This is a genomic window from Candidatus Saccharibacteria bacterium (assembly GCA_016432585.1).
In the GTDB taxonomy this organism is placed as follows: domain Bacteria; phylum Patescibacteriota; class Saccharimonadia; order Saccharimonadales; family Saccharimonadaceae.
The window spans coordinates 413,290-429,571 of record CP066696.1 but is presented as its reverse complement, the minus strand read 5'-3'; the positions used below and the strand labels follow the sequence as shown (position 1 = coordinate 429,571).

At 47.5% G+C, this 16,282-nt stretch carries 18 protein-coding genes; 4 read left to right on the top strand and 14 right to left on the bottom strand.

What is annotated here, in order from left to right; all coding sequences use genetic code 11:
• Positions 1–67: 67 nt before the first annotated feature.
• Both HZB75_02285 and HZB75_02280 read left to right on the top strand, forming a co-directional pair.
• The gene (locus HZB75_02285) at positions 68–385 is read left to right on the top strand and encodes a hypothetical protein (protein ID QQG51312.1); all 318 of its coding nucleotides are present in this window, start codon (positions 68–70) and stop codon (positions 383–385) included.
• 176 nt (positions 386–561) lie between these two features.
• Positions 562–828, top strand: a complete 267-nt coding sequence (locus HZB75_02280; protein ID QQG51311.1) for a hypothetical protein — start codon at positions 562–564, stop codon at positions 826–828.
• 134 nt (positions 829–962) lie between these two features.
• Here the strand turns inward: HZB75_02280 and rplS are convergent, their stop codons facing one another.
• Positions 963–1,382, bottom strand: a complete 420-nt coding sequence (rplS, locus tag HZB75_02275) for a 50S ribosomal protein L19 (GenBank protein ID QQG51310.1) — start codon at positions 1,380–1,382, stop codon at positions 963–965.
• Positions 1,383–1,504: 122 nt separating this feature from the next.
• On the opposite strand from rplS, the gene HZB75_02270 reads away from it, so the two are divergent.
• The gene (locus HZB75_02270) at positions 1,505–2,641 is read left to right on the top strand and encodes an NADP-dependent malic enzyme (GenBank protein ID QQG51309.1); all 1,137 of its coding nucleotides are present in this window, start codon (positions 1,505–1,507) and stop codon (positions 2,639–2,641) included.
• Here the strand turns inward: HZB75_02270 and HZB75_02265 are convergent, their stop codons facing one another.
• Positions 2,642–3,286, bottom strand: coding sequence for a hypothetical protein (locus HZB75_02265; GenBank protein ID QQG51308.1), 645 nt, complete (start codon positions 3,284–3,286; stop codon positions 2,642–2,644).
• 20 nt (positions 3,287–3,306) lie between these two features.
• On the bottom strand, positions 3,307–4,959 hold the full coding sequence (locus HZB75_02260) for a type II/IV secretion system protein (protein ID QQG51307.1): 1,653 nt from the start codon (positions 4,957–4,959) through the stop codon (positions 3,307–3,309).
• Positions 4,960–4,984: 25 nt separating this feature from the next.
• On the opposite strand from HZB75_02260, the gene HZB75_02255 reads away from it, so the two are divergent.
• Positions 4,985–5,476, top strand: coding sequence for a TrmH family RNA methyltransferase (locus tag HZB75_02255; protein ID QQG51306.1), 492 nt, complete (start codon positions 4,985–4,987; stop codon positions 5,474–5,476).
• On the opposite strand, the gene HZB75_02250 is transcribed toward HZB75_02255, so the two are convergent.
• The 11 genes from HZB75_02250 to gatC all read right to left on the bottom strand — a co-directional run bounded on the left by HZB75_02250 (position 5,473) and on the right by gatC (position 16,194).
• Positions 5,473–6,699, bottom strand: a complete 1,227-nt coding sequence (locus tag HZB75_02250) for a CHAP domain-containing protein (protein ID QQG51305.1) — start codon at positions 6,697–6,699, stop codon at positions 5,473–5,475. The genes HZB75_02255 and HZB75_02250 overlap by 4 nt on opposite strands.
• A gap of 26 nt (positions 6,700–6,725) precedes the next feature.
• Positions 6,726–10,457 (bottom strand): DNA polymerase III subunit alpha, encoded by a 3,732-nt coding sequence (locus HZB75_02245; GenBank protein QQG51304.1) that lies wholly within the window; start codon positions 10,455–10,457, stop codon positions 6,726–6,728.
• A gap of 60 nt (positions 10,458–10,517) precedes the next feature.
• A complete protein-coding gene (locus HZB75_02240; protein ID QQG51303.1) occupies positions 10,518–10,808 on the bottom strand; it encodes a hypothetical protein in 291 nt (96 codons plus the stop codon).
• A 3-nt stretch (positions 10,809–10,811) separates the two neighbouring features.
• Positions 10,812–11,057 carry a YtxH domain-containing protein gene (locus tag HZB75_02235; GenBank protein ID QQG51302.1) on the bottom strand — a complete coding sequence of 82 codons (246 nt, stop codon included), beginning with the start codon at positions 11,055–11,057 and terminating at the stop codon, positions 10,812–10,814.
• 9 nt (positions 11,058–11,066) lie between these two features.
• Positions 11,067–11,306 (bottom strand): hypothetical protein, encoded by a 240-nt coding sequence (locus tag HZB75_02230; protein QQG51301.1) that lies wholly within the window; start codon positions 11,304–11,306, stop codon positions 11,067–11,069.
• Between the two features lie 30 nt (positions 11,307–11,336).
• Positions 11,337–11,579 carry a GlsB/YeaQ/YmgE family stress response membrane protein gene (locus HZB75_02225; GenBank protein QQG51300.1) on the bottom strand — a complete coding sequence of 81 codons (243 nt, stop codon included), beginning with the start codon at positions 11,577–11,579 and terminating at the stop codon, positions 11,337–11,339.
• Positions 11,580–11,658: 79 nt separating this feature from the next.
• Positions 11,659–12,555, bottom strand: coding sequence for an NTP transferase domain-containing protein (locus HZB75_02220; protein QQG51299.1), 897 nt, complete (start codon positions 12,553–12,555; stop codon positions 11,659–11,661).
• 62 nt (positions 12,556–12,617) lie between these two features.
• Positions 12,618–14,060: an Asp-tRNA(Asn)/Glu-tRNA(Gln) amidotransferase subunit GatB gene (gatB, locus tag HZB75_02215; protein ID QQG51357.1), complete on the bottom strand. Its 1,443-nt coding sequence runs from the start codon at positions 14,058–14,060 to the stop codon at positions 12,618–12,620.
• A gap of 14 nt (positions 14,061–14,074) precedes the next feature.
• Positions 14,075–14,497 (bottom strand): hypothetical protein, encoded by a 423-nt coding sequence (locus HZB75_02210; GenBank protein QQG51298.1) that lies wholly within the window; start codon positions 14,495–14,497, stop codon positions 14,075–14,077.
• A gap of 1 nt (position 14,498) precedes the next feature.
• Entirely contained in the window at positions 14,499–15,902 is a 1,404-nt protein-coding gene (gene gatA, locus HZB75_02205; protein QQG51297.1) for an Asp-tRNA(Asn)/Glu-tRNA(Gln) amidotransferase subunit GatA, read from the bottom strand.
• A 1-nt stretch (position 15,903) separates the two neighbouring features.
• Complete coding sequence (gene gatC / locus HZB75_02200) at positions 15,904–16,194, bottom strand: Asp-tRNA(Asn)/Glu-tRNA(Gln) amidotransferase subunit GatC (protein QQG51296.1); 291 nt, start codon at positions 16,192–16,194, stop codon at positions 15,904–15,906.
• Between the last annotated feature and the right edge of the window lie 88 nt (positions 16,195–16,282).

Sequence of the window (16,282 nt, the reverse complement as noted above, 5' to 3'; positions counted from 1 at the left end):
TTGACTCCCCATATGTACAGTGGTATTGTTTAATTAACCTTAACAACCTGCGAATACAGGGGGAGTCATGTCGAGTAGACGAACGTTCACGATGCCAGCGCGCCGCGAGGTATTGCAGCGCCTGGCTACAGTCAGCCCCAGTCAACATCACGCCCAGTATCTCCATTCCCAAGTTGCCAACTATTCATCGACGGACCTTACCGCCGAGGGCGTCGTCACCATGCTCACCTCTGAAATCGAAGCATACTGCACGAGATTCCAAAGCGGGGCGATGGCCGTAACACTGACGATGCTCGTGCCGGGCTATATCAAGGCACTGGTGCGCGACCAACGAGTGCAGAGCGAGGCGTTACGAATATTCGCGCAGGTAGATACTAAGGCGTAGCCCGCTGATCTGCGCACACTGTCGATTACGGCGATAGTGTCCGGCCCGGCGGGCACTATCATCTTATCTCTTACCATTGACACATGCACATAAATCATTTATTGTTCATTCGGTTAGTTACCTTTCTGCTTGGAGGCTTTGACATGTCAAATGTTAGACTGGTCGACACTCGACTCATGGAGCGTCGACTGAGAGGGATCGTGGGCTTCGACAAAACCCCACGAGAACTCCCCGGCCTTCTCCTCGAGGAGGCTGGCAAGACGATGACCGTCGAGGAATTCGCCGACATGCTGGTCCGCAAGATCAGCGAGCTGGATACGCCCGACGCGATGAAGCGCCTACTCTTCACCATGACCGACAACTTCACCGACGCCATGTTCGACGGAGAGGATGCTCGGAGCCACGCCAAGCTGGAGATTGCCGACCGCCTCGGCCGTATCTGACCAGCCCCTACCCCGCTACAGTCAGCGAGAACCTCATTTATGGTGAGATCTCGCTCATAGGAGCGGGGTTTCACCATATGACGACACAAAAAACACCCACTAAAAGCGGGTGTTTTTAAAGATAGCGAGAATTACTATTTTGCTTCGTCGGCAACTTCAGCTTTTGCTGGAGCTTCGGCAACTTTGTTGATGCCTTCGCGGTCGAAGTTTTTAGCGGTCAAGCGTGCGCTCTTGCCACTACGGTTACGAAGGAATGAAAGGAAATTACGGCGAACTTTCGATCGGCGAGTAACTTCGATTTTCTCAACAAGTGGGCTGTGAAGCAAGAAGCTTTTCTCTACACCAACACCGCTTGCAATTTTACGTACGGTAATACGTGACGTGTGTGACTGCTTGTTGTCGGTACGGATAACAACACCTTCAAAGATCTGAATACGCTCTTTGGTGCCTTCTTTAATTTTTTGGTGAACACGAACGGTGTCACCGCTACGAACGTCAACAACACCAGCTTTTTTCTGCTCGTCGTTAACTTTTTTGATAAGTTCAAAACTCATTATTCTCTCGCTTTACTATTTTATAGATACAATCAGTTGTTTACTATAGCATAGATGTCCGTCTTTTTAAAGGGTTTTAGCGTATTTTGCACTAACTTATCAGCACTTGCTATACTAAGCATATGAACTATGATGAACTCGCCCTTACCCTGCATAAATCCCACAAAGGCAAAATTACCACCACTTTGCGAGATACCGAAGACTTAACAAAAGAAAAGCTAAGCGCGTATTATACGCCGGGTGTCGCCGCCGTAAGTCGCGCCATTGCCGACGATCCATCACAACTACCCGTTTATACGTGGACGAACAACTTGGTTGCCGTTATTTCGGATGGCTCGGCCGTGCTTGGCCTAGGTAATATTGGCCCTAAAGGTTCGATGCCGGTCATGGAGGGAAAGGCACTCCTTTTCAAACACTTTGCCGGTATCGATAGTGTTCCTATCACCCTCGATGTCCACACACCCGACGAAATCGTTGCCACCGTTAAGGCAATCTCGAGCAGCTTTGGCGCTATTAACCTAGAGGACATTGCTGCACCGCAGTGCTTTGAGATCGAGGAGCGCTTAAAAGCCGAGCTTGATATCCCCGTATTTCACGATGACCAGCACGGCACTGCCATCGTAACGCTTGCGGGGCTTATAAACGCCATGAAAGTTACCGGCCGAGAACTTAAAGACGCTAAAATTGTTGTCGTAGGAGCCGGGGCGGCTGGCACGGCAATTATGAAGCTCCTTCACCTATATGCAAGCCCGCGAATATTCGCTGTAGATAGCAAGGGCGTTATTAGTAAAAACCGAACCGATCTTAACGACGAGAAGAAAGCTTTGCTTGAGTTTACGAACCTTTCTAGTATCGATGGGTCTCTTGAGGACATTATTCAAGGGGCAGATGTCTTTATTGGCGTATCAAAGCCCGGGCTTCTGACAACCGAAATGGTGAAGTCGATGGATAAAGACCCTATTGTTTTTGCCATGGCCAACCCTACGCCCGAAATCATGCCAGACGAGGCCAAGGTGGCAGGCGTTGCTATCATCGCCACAGGCCGAAGTGACTTTCCAAACCAGGTAAACAATGCGATCGCCTTTCCGGGTATATTCCGTGGTGCGCTTGATAACGGCGTTACAAAAATTACCGATCAACACAAGATTGCTGCCGCCGAGGTTATCGCAGGCCTTGTTGAAGCACCAGATTCAGAATGTATTATTCCATCGGTTTTCGACGACCGTCTTGTACCTGCAATCGCTAAAGTTATTGTTTAATTATTTTACTAATCGCTGCATTTGTGCCATGACATCTACTGGATACAGCGCAAATTCATCGTGCTGTCCGATAATATTCTCGAACACTTTAACTCCACGCTCTTTAGCCACCTCTATATGCGGATGAAGATGCGCGCCGGGAAACAACAGGTCGTGTTCCATAAAGCCTAGTGTGACCTTGCCGCCCGTCATTGTTACTTCTACCGCAAACCGCGCAACATCGAACGAAGCGACCTCCCGTATCATCATGCTATTGTAGCGTGGATGCAAGCCGTGCTCTAAAAGTAGTCGCGCATGGTAATCGATGAGTTTTCGTGGTCGTTCGTAAGATTCGCGGCCACTTAGTAATAATGCAAAAGTTTTCGGAAACGCACGGCCTATCAAAAGAAGAGGATGTGAAGGCATAGGAGGTGCAACAGCAACCAGTTCCATCGGTGCCGTATCTTTAAGCGCCAAAATACCCTCGGAATGCGTAATGACCAAACTTTCACGCGCAAGCTGGGCAACTCTGGCGCGCTGCGAGCATGCCATACTAAAAGACATCGCGATAACATTTAACTTAAACTGTGCCGAAAGCGCGGCAGCCACCGTCTCAACTGAATGTGAACTACTACCGATACCGCCGATATAGAGAATCTTCTCCATAGGGCAAGTATAGCAGATGCCTAAATTACTCGGTTAACTTCCTCGAGGGTGGTTTCGCCACGAAGCGCCGCGAGAACGCCCGCCTGAAGCAGCGTTACCATTCCACCGCGCGTTGCGGCCTCTTCGATAGCTTCGGTGTGAATATCGGCAACATCACCACGAAGGAATTTTTGAATATCCTCAGTAACGACCATTTGCTCCATAATAACGACACGACCTTTATAGCCAAACGGTACGTCATCGGTAGGCACTGGCCGCCATAACTTAAAGGTGTCGAGATCTGGCTTTTCGATATCGTCTGGCAAGCCTTTTAAAACATCGCGCACATACTTGCGGGTTGATTCGTCGGGCTCGTATTCTTCTTTTGTTTCGTCGTGGAGGCGGCGCACCAGACGCTGCGCGATAAGCAACCGGATAGCCGAACTAAAGATTGGATTAACCCCGATGAGATCGATCATACGGCTAAATGCGGCACTAGTGGAGTTAGCATGGAAGCTTGATAGCACCAGGTGGCCCGTAATAGAGGCCTGAATTGCCGTTCTAGCAGTATCTTGGTCACGGATCTCACCGATCATCACAACATCTGGGTCGAGACGTAGTACGCTACGCAGGCCATCGGCAAAGCTTTGACCGCCTGTTGTGTTAATTGGAATTTGCGAGATGCCGCTTAGTCCGTACTCGATAGGATCTTCAAGGGTGATAAGTTTACGATCCGGCGTATTAAGCGCGTTTAGGATACTGTAGAGGGTCGTCGACTTACCAGAACCAGTTGGACCAACCATCAGCACCATTCCGCGCGGGTGACTGATAATATTATTAATTTCTTCGCGCTGCTTGTCGGGAATACCCAAAAGATCAAGATTCAACAAGCTTTCATCGAAGTTAAACAAACGAAGCACCGCGTCTTGGCCATACATTGTTGGCACCGTTTCGACACGAATGTTCAATAAATGGGTTGCGCCGTCACGGGTAATCTCTTTTTGAATGTGACCAGATTGCGGCTCGACAGCAGCGGTAGATACGTTCGCACGCGACGCAAGCTCGCCCATTATAACGCGGTAACGATCTTTATCGAGATCGGCTACCGGGTGAAGCGCACCATCGACACGCATACGGATACGAATATACGTACGTTCGTTTTCGATATGGATATCGCTCGCGTTCAGCTTGTCGGCCTGTGTAATAAGATAATCGAAAACCTGGTCACTACTAACAGAGTTAAGGGTTTTACTGACTCCTGCAATCGTGTCACTGTCGCCTTCTTTAGCAATCTCGATATCTTGATAAATCGTTTTTTTCGGCGGATCAAACCGAGCCATAAACGCACGGAATCCGCTGTTACTTATTAGTAGGAACTGCGTGTTTTCACCGCGCGAATTGAAATCGGCTTCCATTTTGCGAATAAGGGATTGTGGCGTTTGGCTAGTAACGCCAAAACGAAACGGCTCAGTTCCTCCGCCTTTTGTCAGCGGAACAACATAGCCTTTGTACATTTCGTCGTTCTTAAGTATATCCGTAACAAGCGGAAGACTTGCTTCGACATCGCGCGTGTCGAGATACTGCAACCCCAAAATAGCAGCACGCTGCTGCGTTGCTTTTTCATCTTGTTCACGACGTTTTTCTTGTACCCTATCTTCGTCCATTGTTGCTATAGTAGCAGAAAACACTAGCATTTTATAGTGGTATAATCAGGTAATCATGCCAGAAATTATCGTTATCGCTCACAATATAAGGTCCACCCACAACGTTGGCGCAATTTTTCGCACAAGCGAAGGTTTTGGCGTAAAAAAGATAATTCTAAGCGGCTACACGCCCTATCCACGTCAAAATAACGACGCGCGATTACCTCATATTGCCGATAAACTGACACTTCAGATTCATAAAACAGCGCTAGACGCCGAGACCCTTGTTCCATTCGAATATCAAGAAGAGCCGGATATTATTTCACTAAAAAACCAGGGATACACGGTTGTCGGCCTCGAACAAGATGACCGGGCGACCCTTATTCAAAACTATACACCGCCGAGTAAGATCGTACTTCTTCTTGGGGAAGAGGTAGAGGGAATCACGCCAGAGCTTCGCGCCACTTGCGATGACCTCGTAGAAATACCCATGCGCGGTGAAAAAGAATCTTTCAATGTTAGCGTGGCTGCGGGTATTGCCCTGTACGCACTCTCTGTTAAGAACTAGCGATTATCAAAGTGAACAAACACAACGCCCGATGATTTGATATCCATCGTACTGTATTCACCTGTGCCACCAAAGTTATATTGACTCACGCGCACCCAGCCGCCGCCCAGTACTGCCTCTACCAACATGGCGTGTCCAATTGGCGCAAATCCAGGAGTTGCAGGCAAGATCGCTACAGCGCCAACAGATGGCGACCGGCTAACACTTGCGCCCATAAGATCTGGTGCGCTGTATGGCCAATCCTGAGCATTGCCGCGGCCCGAAAAGTTTGTAACGTATTTGCCGAAGCGATTGTATGCAGCCCATGCGGTATAGCTAACACATTCGCGGTTATACAAGCCCCATTGGTCCGCATAGCTATCCTGGGCGCCACATAGCGTGTACCCGCCGCCACCACATGGCATATTGCCACTAAAGTTACGGAACTGGAATGAACCAACCGAGCCCGAGTTGTACGCACCGCCATTTGTTAGTCGGGCAAGCGCCGCTTGCTGCTCGGCGGCTATAGCAGACATTTTCGCCTTACTATTGGCGATTTGCTTTTGATAAGCAGCTTCTTTGCCCTTCGTTTCTTTTAATAATTTCTGCTTTTCGGCTTCTTTGGCAATAAGTGATGCTCGCTGCGCTTTTTGCTGCGCAACAACCTTTTTAACCGCTTGCTGATCTTTTTCTAACTGGTCTTTAAGAGTCTTAATTGCATCAATTGTCTCTGCAAGACGCTCACTTACCGCCGAGCGATACTCGCTTTTATCCATATATTCACCGACGTTTTTGCTGCTCGCCAGCATTTCAAGTGGCGAAATACCGTCGTCGATATACAAATCTGCAACAATCTTACCAAGCGCATCTTTATTGTTTGCAAGCTTTATTTCATTCGCGGCAATATCTGCCGTTAACTTATTCAATTTTGTCTGAGAAAGCTCTAGCTGCGCTTGAATCGACTTTTTTTCGGCATTGAGAACGCCAATCATTTTTTGCAATGTATTCGCCTGTTTTTGCAAGGCGTTTGCACTCTGCTGGTATTGATCAACCTGATTCTGAATTGCCTGAATCTGATCATCATACTGATCGGCATACACCGCAGAATTAGTTATTTGAAGAGGCGCGGCAATCGCAACAACAGCAGCACAAACTCCAAGTAGTATTTTGGATATTTGCGGGCGCGTTTGTAATACAGTTTTAATAGTCACTGTATTTAACGCTAGCATAAGCGTGAATCGCATGCAACGAGTCACCCTTTAGGCGTTGTTTATTTTAGTACGACACAGTCTTCGCCAAGCGACTTAACCAACTCACCAATTAGCGTGTCACTACCATCGATTTTAAATGGCAGCTTAATTGCCGACTTCTTATCTGCCCCTAGCACAAGAATAATATCGATATTCCCAACAAATTCGCTACAGGTGCGTTTCAGTTGCAAAAGCGCGTCGTGATCATCTGGGTTTTTGATATGAACAAACAGCTTTTTTACAGGTGGCATGTCAACGATCGGCCGTGGTTTTTCAATAGGAGCCGGATCTTTTGGCATAGTGCTTGCTGGCGCGCTTACCTCGCCACCAGTTTTCTTTGCTTTAAATTCCGCAACGCGCATCGCTTTTACCTTAGAGCTCATTTTTGGCGCTTGCATCTTGCGGCCTGTCGATTCGTAATCCCTCAGCTCTTGGTCTGTCACCTCTACAATTTCATCAGCAATCATTTTCGCGTCGTCGCCCAAATTGCCATCGCGATCTCTTGCACTTATCTTGCCTGTCACACGTACTACGGCATCTTGAATAAGCTTCGCCCCAACTTGCTCGTAGAGATTAGGAAATACAATCACCTCACCTTCGCCAGTTTTATCCTCCAACCCTACAAATGCCATTTTTGTACCAGATTTCGTCACAATAGAACGAACAGTGCTTACTAACCCGCCAATCGTTGCCTTTTTACCATCAACATCCGGCGTCATGCGCATAAGAGGAATCGTTTGCTCTTCAAAATACGATCCGTACTTATCGAGCGGGTGCGCACTAATATACAGCCCCAGAAGTTCACGCTCCCACATAAGCTGCTCTTTTTCGGTAAATTTCGTTGGTGCGGTTTGCAGCGTCACTGTTGGCTGAATGTCCGTATTGGTACTCATGCCACCAAACAGGTCGGTCTGCCCACTCAGCGCTTCTTTTTGCACCTTGCTGGCAAAGGCCTGAATTGTTTCTAGGTTGAACAGCAAATCAGAGCGGTCGCCAAATGCATCGAATCCACCCGATTTAATAAGCGAATCCCAAGCCTTTTTATTGAACTTGCTCGTGCTGACTCGTTTTGCAAAATCTTCAATGCTTGCAAATTTTCCATCTTTACGCGCACGCAGAACTTCCTCTACGGCACCCACACCAACACCTTTAATTGCGGCCATGCCGAAGCGAATTTCGTTTTCGCCTGGCACAATAGCAAACTCCACAAAAGATTCGTTGACATCTGGCGAAAGCACTTTGATTCCCATATGCTTACACTCTGAAATTTCAATCGCAAGGCGGTCGATATCATCTTGGTCACTTGTCATCAGAGCTGCCATAAATGCATCTGGGTAGTGCGCCTTTAGATATGCTGTCCAGTACGATATAAGCCCGTAGCACGCGGCGTGAGACTTGTTAAAACAGTAGTTGGCGAACTCCTCTAGCTGATCCCAAAACTTTTCAGCAACCTCTTTTTTGGCGCCACCATGCGTTATCGCACCTTCAACGAAATCTACCTTAACTTTGCGCATCAGGTCGATTTTCTTTTTACCAACGGCCTTACGAAGCGTGTCGGCCTGACCACCGGTAAATCCGCACCATTCTTTCGAAATCTGCATGAACTGTTCTTGGTACACCAAAATTCCGTAGGTGCTTTTTAGTGAATTTTCCATTCCAGAGTGAAGATAACTAATTTCTTCCTGGCCGTGCTTTCGCTTAATGAAACTATCGATAAACTGCATAGGACCTGGGCGGTACAAGGCAACCATGGCAATGATATCTTCAAAAACAGTTGGCTTCAAATCACGCAAATAGCGCTTCATACCGGCAGATTCTAGCTGGAACACGCCCGTTGTATCGCCGCGCTGAAATAACTCGTATGTTAGGGTATCGTCGAGCGGAATCTTAGAAAGGTTAATCTCGTCTTTATACACCTTTTTAATAATTCGGAGCGCATTATTGATGATCGTAAGGTTAGAAAGGCCCAAAAAGTCCATTTTTAGAAGGCCAAGCTCCTCTACTTCGCCCATAGGAAACTGCGTCGAGACAACACCCTTTTGCGCCATTTCAAGCGGTAGGTACTTTACAAGATCATCGGGTGCAATCACCACGCCACAGGCATGCACGCCATGCGAGCGAATTGTTCCCTCTAGACGAACGGCATAATCAAACACTTGCTTAGCCGTTGGGTTGGTCTCGTATTCCTTTTTAAGATCGACGTCTTCTTTGATACTTACCTTCAATGGAATATGGCGCCCCTGGGCTGGCGGAGGAATCATCTTACTGAGGCGGTCAGCTTCGGCATACGGCACCTGCAAAACACGTGCTACGTCGCGCACAGCAGCACGCGCCGCCATCTTACCGAATGTTACGATATTTGATACGTGATCAGCGCCATACTTATCGGAGCAGTACTGAATCACCTCATCGCGCCGAGTATCTTGAATGTCTACATCGATATCCGGCATACTGATTCGATCCGGGTTCAAAAATCGCTCAAACAGCAGGCCATATTTTAAAGGGTCAAGATCGGTAATATTTAGTGCATACGCAATAATAGACCCTGCCGCCGAACCACGACCAGGACCAAAAATAATTCCTTGGTTTTTGCCCCAGTTAATAAAGTCCTGCACGATAAGGAAATACCCGTTGTACCCCATGTTATCCAAGACACCAAGCTCCATCTCAAGACGTTCACTCACCTCGGGTGTCAGAAGGGGTTTAATATCCTCTACCGACAGTTCATTGGCCTCGGCAGGCGTTTTGCCGGTGTAGCGTGCTGCCACACCACGATACACAAGCTTATCGAGAAATGTTTTCTCGGTCTCGCCTTCTGGCACCGGGAACTTTGGAATAAGAATCCCACCAAGCTCCAATGTCACACTACACCTATCGGCAATTCTTTTTGTATTTAAAACCGCTTCGGGGTTTGTCTTGCCCCAACGCTTAATAATCTCTTCGGGCTCCGTAAGGTGAAGCTCGAAATCTTTCAGGCTCATTCGCTTTTCGTCGGAAAGAAAGGCACCTGTCCCCACGCACAGCAATATTTCGTGTGCATCTTGATCTTCATGTGATAGATAGTGACCATCGCTCGTTACAACACAAGGGATTTCCAGCTCCTCAGAAAGTTTTTCGATATAATCGTTGATTTTAACCTGCACGTCCCACTGCGCTGGCGCGTCTGGATGTCCGTGATCTTGCAACTCCAGGTAATAGCGGTCGCCGAGGATAGATTTATACCAGATAGCGACTTCTTTTGCGCCCTCATAATCGTCGTTACGCAGCTTTTCACCGATTTCGCCACCAGCACACCCCGAAAGCATAATAATACCTTCGTTGTACTGTTCGATAAGTTCGTGATCGATACGCGGTTTGTAGTAAATACCCTCAAGGTTTGCCTTGGTAGAAAGCATCATCAGGTTTTTATACCCGATATCATTCATGGCAAGCAATGTTAGGTGGTAACGAGCCTTGTCTTTTTGCGGATCGCGATCGTGGCGTGTGCGAGCGGCGACGTATGTTTCCATACCAAGAATAGGTTTGATTTCAGCCGCAGTAGCAGACTTATAAAAATCTACCACCCCGGACATAGTGCCGTGGTCGGTAATAGCCACGGCCTCCATACCAAGCTCTTTTACGCGTGCTACAAGATCGGGTATTTTACTTAACCCGTCTAAAAGACTGTGATGCGTATGATTATGCAAATGAACATAATCAGATGATTTAAGCTGCAACCCTGTTGCCAGCTTTTCTTTCGTTTCTACCCCCATAGTTATATCTAGTATAGCAAGATTTTAATGTCTAGGGGGCGTTTTGTTTACAACGAGAGATTATTTTTTATCGCTTTGAATCGAATCTTGAACCTGCTGAATAGAATCGCCTATTCCTGGAATCTCAACAAAGAAGCTAAGGATCCATGCAAGCAGTGCAATCACCACCGTGCCACCCAGGATACTACCTAGACCAAAGAAAATTCCCCGTATAAAGTTCATCTTGTAAACTTCGACACGGTTACGATTAAAGTCATAGAAGAGATCTTCGATAAGCGCAAGCCGAGAGCCTCGTTCATTATCTGTCTTAAACTGATCGGCTGCTTTTTTAGCGATACTCTTTTTTGCCATAGGTTACTTCTTTTCTAGGCCGGAGCGCTCTTTGTAGTGCTCTACCTTTTCTTTAACTTCCTCAACGACAGATTCGCCGCGAGCTTTAGCCTTTTCCGCCTTTGCAGCCGCTTGCTCCTTTAATTCCGCCGCGCGGTCTTTGATATCTGCACGAGTTTCTTTACCGCTCTTTGGAGCAGAGAGTACTCCCGCAACAATTCCTGCCACTGCTCCGATAACTGCTCCGAGTGCAAATTTACCTTTAGACATACGGTTCTCCTATTTCTTATCTTTTTTCATAAACTTTTTAATAATCCCCATAACAAACATCGGCGAAATCGTTTTACCAAGTCCTGCAACGGCCGATTCCATATGCTCCGCTGTACGCTGCGCCGAGTTAGTGACGGATTTAATTTGCCGCGTTACTTTAATAAGTAGCGCTGTGAGCACAATCGCAAGCAAAAGGAAGATTGCTAAAAAGATCGACAGTAATATAACAAGAATTTGTGCCCAGTCCACTTCGTTCTCCTATCCGCCAGAAAAATCTGACTATTTTTTAATAAGTCGGCCAAGGTAGATCAACAACATCGCGCCGAATACTGCAACGATAAAGCTGTAAATATTGAACCCATTGACGCCGGTTCCACCGAGCATGTCGACAATTCCACCACCAACAAGCCCACCGACAACACCAAGAATAATGTTCTTAAATAGACCACCCTCTTCTTTCATGATCATATTAGCGACAAGCCCCGCAAGTCCACCCAATATAATCCATCCAATCCAACCCATATACTACCTCCTATTTAGAATGTTAGTACTTTCTATTGTACCGATCTTGGTGCTATTGCGCAAAATCACACTTATAAAATTATTTGAGCTTTGTTTTAATATGAGCCAAAAGATCAGCGCCCAGCTCTTCGTGCGCAAGCCCAAAATCAATCACAGTCTTTAGGTATTCAAGCTTGTCGCCAGTGTCGTAATAACTTCCATTTTGTACTTCGTACGCAAAATATTCATGACCTTCGTTAATCATTTTTTGCATAATTGGCTGGAATGTAAATTCACCAGTACCATCAAATTCCTGAAACGCTGGCTCCAAGTAGTCGAAGAACTGTCCATTCAAAAGATAACTACTGACCGACGCAAGATCCGAAGGCGCGTTCTCTTTGCCAGGCTTCTCAACGATACTCGATATCTTAATAAGACCATCTTCTACGGTTTCGCCCGCGGCGATTCCATAACGGTCGTATTCACTGTCTACAACCACCTTTTTACACGACAGAACAGCTCCGCCGTTGTTTTGCGTATGGACATTTATCATCTGCTGAAAGCGACTTGGAGACGCAACGATAAAATCATCTGCCCATGTATAAATAAACGATTCGTCTTTGCCAATAAGGTGTGCTGCGCTCATAAGCGGCGTCGCATTGCCGTATGGACCTTTTTGACGTACGTAAATAAAGTTCGCGAGGTTCGATAGGCGCTCAAGCTCATCGATATAGTGCTGTTTTTTAGGACCACCCGCGCGCAAGTTCGCTAAAAGATCCTGGTTTGGAACATCAAAGTGATCTTCAATCGCACGTTTGTTGCTGCTTCCAACGATAATAATATCCTTAATTCCAGCCTCAACCAGCTCCTCAACAACATACTGAATAATCGGCTTGTCGATAAGCGGTATCATTTCTTTTGGCATTGCCTTTGTTTGTGGCAAAAAACGCGTGCCAAAGCCCGCTGCTGCAATAATCGCTTTTGTTGGTTGTTTCATCTTATTCCTCCTTTATGCAATATTAAGAATGTACGGCATCATCGAAACTAATACGCGGGCAGCTATAGCCGCTCGCGTATTAGTTTTTGCGCCAGAGCAGGGTTTGCCTTGCCCTGGGATTTTTTCATAATTTGACCAACAAGGTAGCCGATCGCCTTGTCTTTTCCTTCGCGGATATCCGCAATAGACTGCGCGCTTGCTGGATCGGCCAGCACTTCGTCGACAATCGCTGCAATTGCAGACTCGTCACTTACCTGCAGTAGGTTCTTCGCCTCGGCAATTTCGCGAGGTGATTTGTCGCTTGCAAGCAGTTCGATAAATATCTCTTTAGCGGCTGTGCTGCTGAGCTCATTGGCTTCTACCATTTTTGCAAGTTCAATAAAGCCCTCGGGCGAAATGTCGCCAACAACTTCACCAATGCCCGTTTCTTCATCGCTGCGACCGCCAAGAGCGCTTGCAAACCAGTGCGCAACACGCTTCGCTACGCTATTGCCAGATTTTTCTTGAATGTACGTAACAACACTGGCGTATTCGCGGGTCGAAAGCAGTGAATCAACAACAGAGCGGTCTAATTCAAGCGTTGACCATTTATCGCGGTATTCCGGCGGAAGCATTGGAACGGTTGCCTGAATTTCGGCAATTTCTTCGTTACTTAGAACAATTGGTGGAATATCGGCGTCTGGCATATAACGGTAATCCTGAGCGTCCTCTTTTGAGCGCTGGCTGCTTGTCGTCTGCTTTGCATCATCCCATCCACGAGTCTCCTGAACAACACGCTCGCCCTTTTCAACCAACTCAACCTGACGATGAAATTCGTACTCGGCTGCTTTCTCGACACTCCTAAACGAGTTGAGGTTTTTTACCTCGGCCCGTTTGCCAAGCTCGGAGGCACCTTTTGGCGCAATAGAAATGTTAACGTCAAAACGCATGTTTCCATGGTATAAATCACCACGTGTTACACCAGCATACGTCATCAATCGATGAAGCTCAGCTGCGTAGGCCTTTGCCTCTTGTGGCGAGTGAATATCGGGCTCAGACACGATCTCGATAAGCGGCGTTCCGGCTCGGTTAAGGTCGACTAAACTGTAGTCGCCATAGTGTGTCAGCTTTCCTGCATCTTCTTCCATGTGCGCATGGTGAATACGAACACGCGTCGTACTACCATCTTCTAGTGGCGCATCGATAAACCCGGCAAGGATAATCGGGTGATACATCTGTGTTGTCTGGTATCCCTTTGGAAGATCAGGATAAAAATAGTGCTTGCGGTCAAAACGGCTAACATTGGCAATCTTGGCATTCAACGCTTTACCGGCTTTAATAGCCAAATCAACCGCCTTGCGGTTAAGAACCGGCAGCATGCCAGGCAAGCCATAGTCAATCGGGCTCACGACACTGTTTGGCGATTTGTCGCGGGCGTCGTTATCGGCACCGCTAAATAGTTTCGTGTCGGTTGCAAGCTGTACATGACATTCTATACCGATTGTCATATCGTATTTTTTTAGCATTTCTTCAGTAGCCATTAGATTGCTCCTATATCTTTCAAAGCCTGTTTGAACGCAGAAAGTGCACGGCGCGCTTCGTCGTAGTCAACGCGAACATCCGACTCGTGTGCAATTTGATTGCGTAGCTTGTGCGCTGTCCAGACTGCATTGGCATTGCTCCAGGTATCTTTTGCGGTTTTCATACGCGCACCCATGGTGTCGCCTTTTATGGCGCGGTCACGAAGTGCTTGGTCGAGCAACTTGTCGGCATTCATAACGCACAAGTGATACGATGAGACTTCGTCGCGCTTTAATTGAGTTTCGATCGCCAACCAACGCGAACGGTACTTATCAACATCGAGCGGTCCCGGGCCTTTTTTCGTAAACATAATAACAGCCGCAAGCATAACACCCACCACCAACACGCCTACCATAAATGCAAAAAGCGCAGTACTATCCATACTATTTACCCTCCAGCGAACGCGCAAGCGCAAATAGCGCCGCATCGCTACGGTGGTTGCCAATTAACTGCACGCCAACCGGAAGCCCCGCCTCGGTAGTGCCCGCAGGAACACTCATTGCTGGCAATCCCGCAAGACTAGCTGGCACGGTCATGATATCAGCAAGATACATCTGCACAGGATCGTCCGCGTTTTCGCCAATACCAAAGGCAGGTGTAGGAGTTACGGGGCAAATAAGCGCATCGTAGGTTTCGAACAGCTTATTATATTCATTAATCAGAATCGTGCGAGCTTTTTGCGCCTGCAGATAGTACGCGTCAAAAAATCCGCTTGAAAGCACATAGCTTCCAATCATAATACGACGCTTGTTTTCGGTCATAAACCCTTCATCGCGCGTTTTACCATATAGCTCAGCAAGAGTCTTCACTCCAGCGGCCCTATGGCCATAACGGATGCCATCGTATCGCGCAAGGTTACTGCTAACCTCTGCGGGAACAATAATATAGTACATTGCCAAAGCATACTTAGTAACAGGCATAGACACCTCTTCGACAACATGGCCCGCACCACGAAGTTTTTCAACGTAGTCGTTTACGCGAGCACGAACCTCTGGGTCAACATCATCGCTCATAGATTCCTGGATAAGACCGATCTTCTGGGCGGGCTTCGCATCTTCCATCGGCTGAAAAAAGTCAGGAAGCGTTGTCATATCACGCACATCGCGTCCGCTCATAACCTGCATTACCAGTTCTGCGTCGCTAATATCACGCGCAAAACAGCCGATCGTATCGGTGCTGCTCGCCATAGCCACAACCCCGTAACGGCTCACCGTACCGTAGGTAGGCTTTACACCCACGACACCGTTAAAGCTAGCCGGCTGACGGATAGATCCACCCGTGTCCGAACCCAAGGCAAAAGGAACGACATCAAGCGCCGTTACAACAGCAGATCCGCCGCTGCTTCCACCTGCAACCTTGGTCGTATCAATTGCGTTTTTAGTAACGCCAAAAGCCGAGTTCTCAGTACTACCGCCGTGAGCAAACGCATCAAGGTTAGACTTACCGATACAAATTGCACCGGCTTCCTCTAATTTTTCGACAGCCGTTGCCTGCAAGGGTGCGTCGAACGATTCGAGCATTTTACTCGCTGCTGTAGTCGGCGCACCAAACGCTAAAAAGTTGTCTTTTACGACAAATGGCACGCCAGCAAGAACGCCAACGTCGTCGCCCGCAGCAACGCGCGCATCTATGTCGTCGGCACGCTGCAATGCACGCTCTGCCGTAAGACTCAAAAGCGCGTGATATTCCTCGGCGGCACTAGCTCGTTCAAGTGCAGCCTCAACCTGGCGGCGCGCTGTCGTTTCTTTGTTTTTTATCTGAGTTGTAATTGTCTGAATATGGCTCATTTTATAGCACTTTCGGCACTTTAACTTGGTGATTTGTCGACTCGGTTGATAAATCAAGCAATTGCTCGCGATTTACTTGATCGTCGATCACGACATCGTCTCGCCATACGTTTTCAAGTGCTGTTACCTGGTATGTCGGCTCGATACCAGCAGTATCCAGCTCACCAAGCTGCTCAATATAGCCTAAAATAGCATCTATATCTTTTTGCAGGCCGTCGATCTGATCATCGCCGAGCTGCAAACTACTTAGCTGTGCAAGATGCTGCACATCGTCACGAGAAATTTGCGTCATATGTCTATTATAACCGATGAAAACATAAATTACACCGTTCTTACGCATAATATACAAACACCCCCATTGCTGCGGGTGTTTGTATTAA

Coding starts and splice junctions, on each gene's coding strand:
- HZB75_02235 (QQG51302.1), bottom strand. CDS start 11,057: ATGTCTAAAGGTAAATTTGCACTCGGAGCAGTTATCGGAGCAGTGGCA.
- HZB75_02250 (QQG51305.1), bottom strand. CDS start 6,699: ATGCGATTCACGCTTATGCTAGCGTTAAATACAGTGACTATTAAAACT.
- HZB75_02255 (QQG51306.1), top strand. CDS start 4,985: ATGCCAGAAATTATCGTTATCGCTCACAATATAAGGTCCACCCACAAC.
- HZB75_02280 (QQG51311.1), top strand. CDS start 562: ATGGAGCGTCGACTGAGAGGGATCGTGGGCTTCGACAAAACCCCACGA.
- HZB75_02265 (QQG51308.1), bottom strand. CDS start 3,286: ATGGAGAAGATTCTCTATATCGGCGGTATCGGTAGTAGTTCACATTCA.
- HZB75_02285 (QQG51312.1), top strand. CDS start 68: ATGTCGAGTAGACGAACGTTCACGATGCCAGCGCGCCGCGAGGTATTG.
- HZB75_02245 (QQG51304.1), bottom strand. CDS start 10,457: ATGGGGGTAGAAACGAAAGAAAAGCTGGCAACAGGGTTGCAGCTTAAA.
- HZB75_02225 (QQG51300.1), bottom strand. CDS start 11,579: ATGGGTTGGATTGGATGGATTATATTGGGTGGACTTGCGGGGCTTGTC.
- HZB75_02210 (QQG51298.1), bottom strand. CDS start 14,497: ATGGATAGTACTGCGCTTTTTGCATTTATGGTAGGCGTGTTGGTGGTG.
- HZB75_02240 (QQG51303.1), bottom strand. CDS start 10,808: ATGGCAAAAAAGAGTATCGCTAAAAAAGCAGCCGATCAGTTTAAGACA.
- gatC (QQG51296.1), bottom strand. CDS start 16,194: ATGACGCAAATTTCTCGTGACGATGTGCAGCATCTTGCACAGCTAAGT.
- HZB75_02270 (QQG51309.1), top strand. CDS start 1,505: ATGAACTATGATGAACTCGCCCTTACCCTGCATAAATCCCACAAAGGC.
- HZB75_02260 (QQG51307.1), bottom strand. CDS start 4,959: ATGCTAGTGTTTTCTGCTACTATAGCAACAATGGACGAAGATAGGGTA.
- gatA (QQG51297.1), bottom strand. CDS start 15,902: ATGAGCCATATTCAGACAATTACAACTCAGATAAAAAACAAAGAAACG.
- gatB (QQG51357.1), bottom strand. CDS start 14,060: ATGCTAAAAAAATACGATATGACAATCGGTATAGAATGTCATGTACAG.
- HZB75_02220 (QQG51299.1), bottom strand. CDS start 12,555: ATGAAACAACCAACAAAAGCGATTATTGCAGCAGCGGGCTTTGGCACG.
- rplS (QQG51310.1), bottom strand. CDS start 1,382: ATGAGTTTTGAACTTATCAAAAAAGTTAACGACGAGCAGAAAAAAGCT.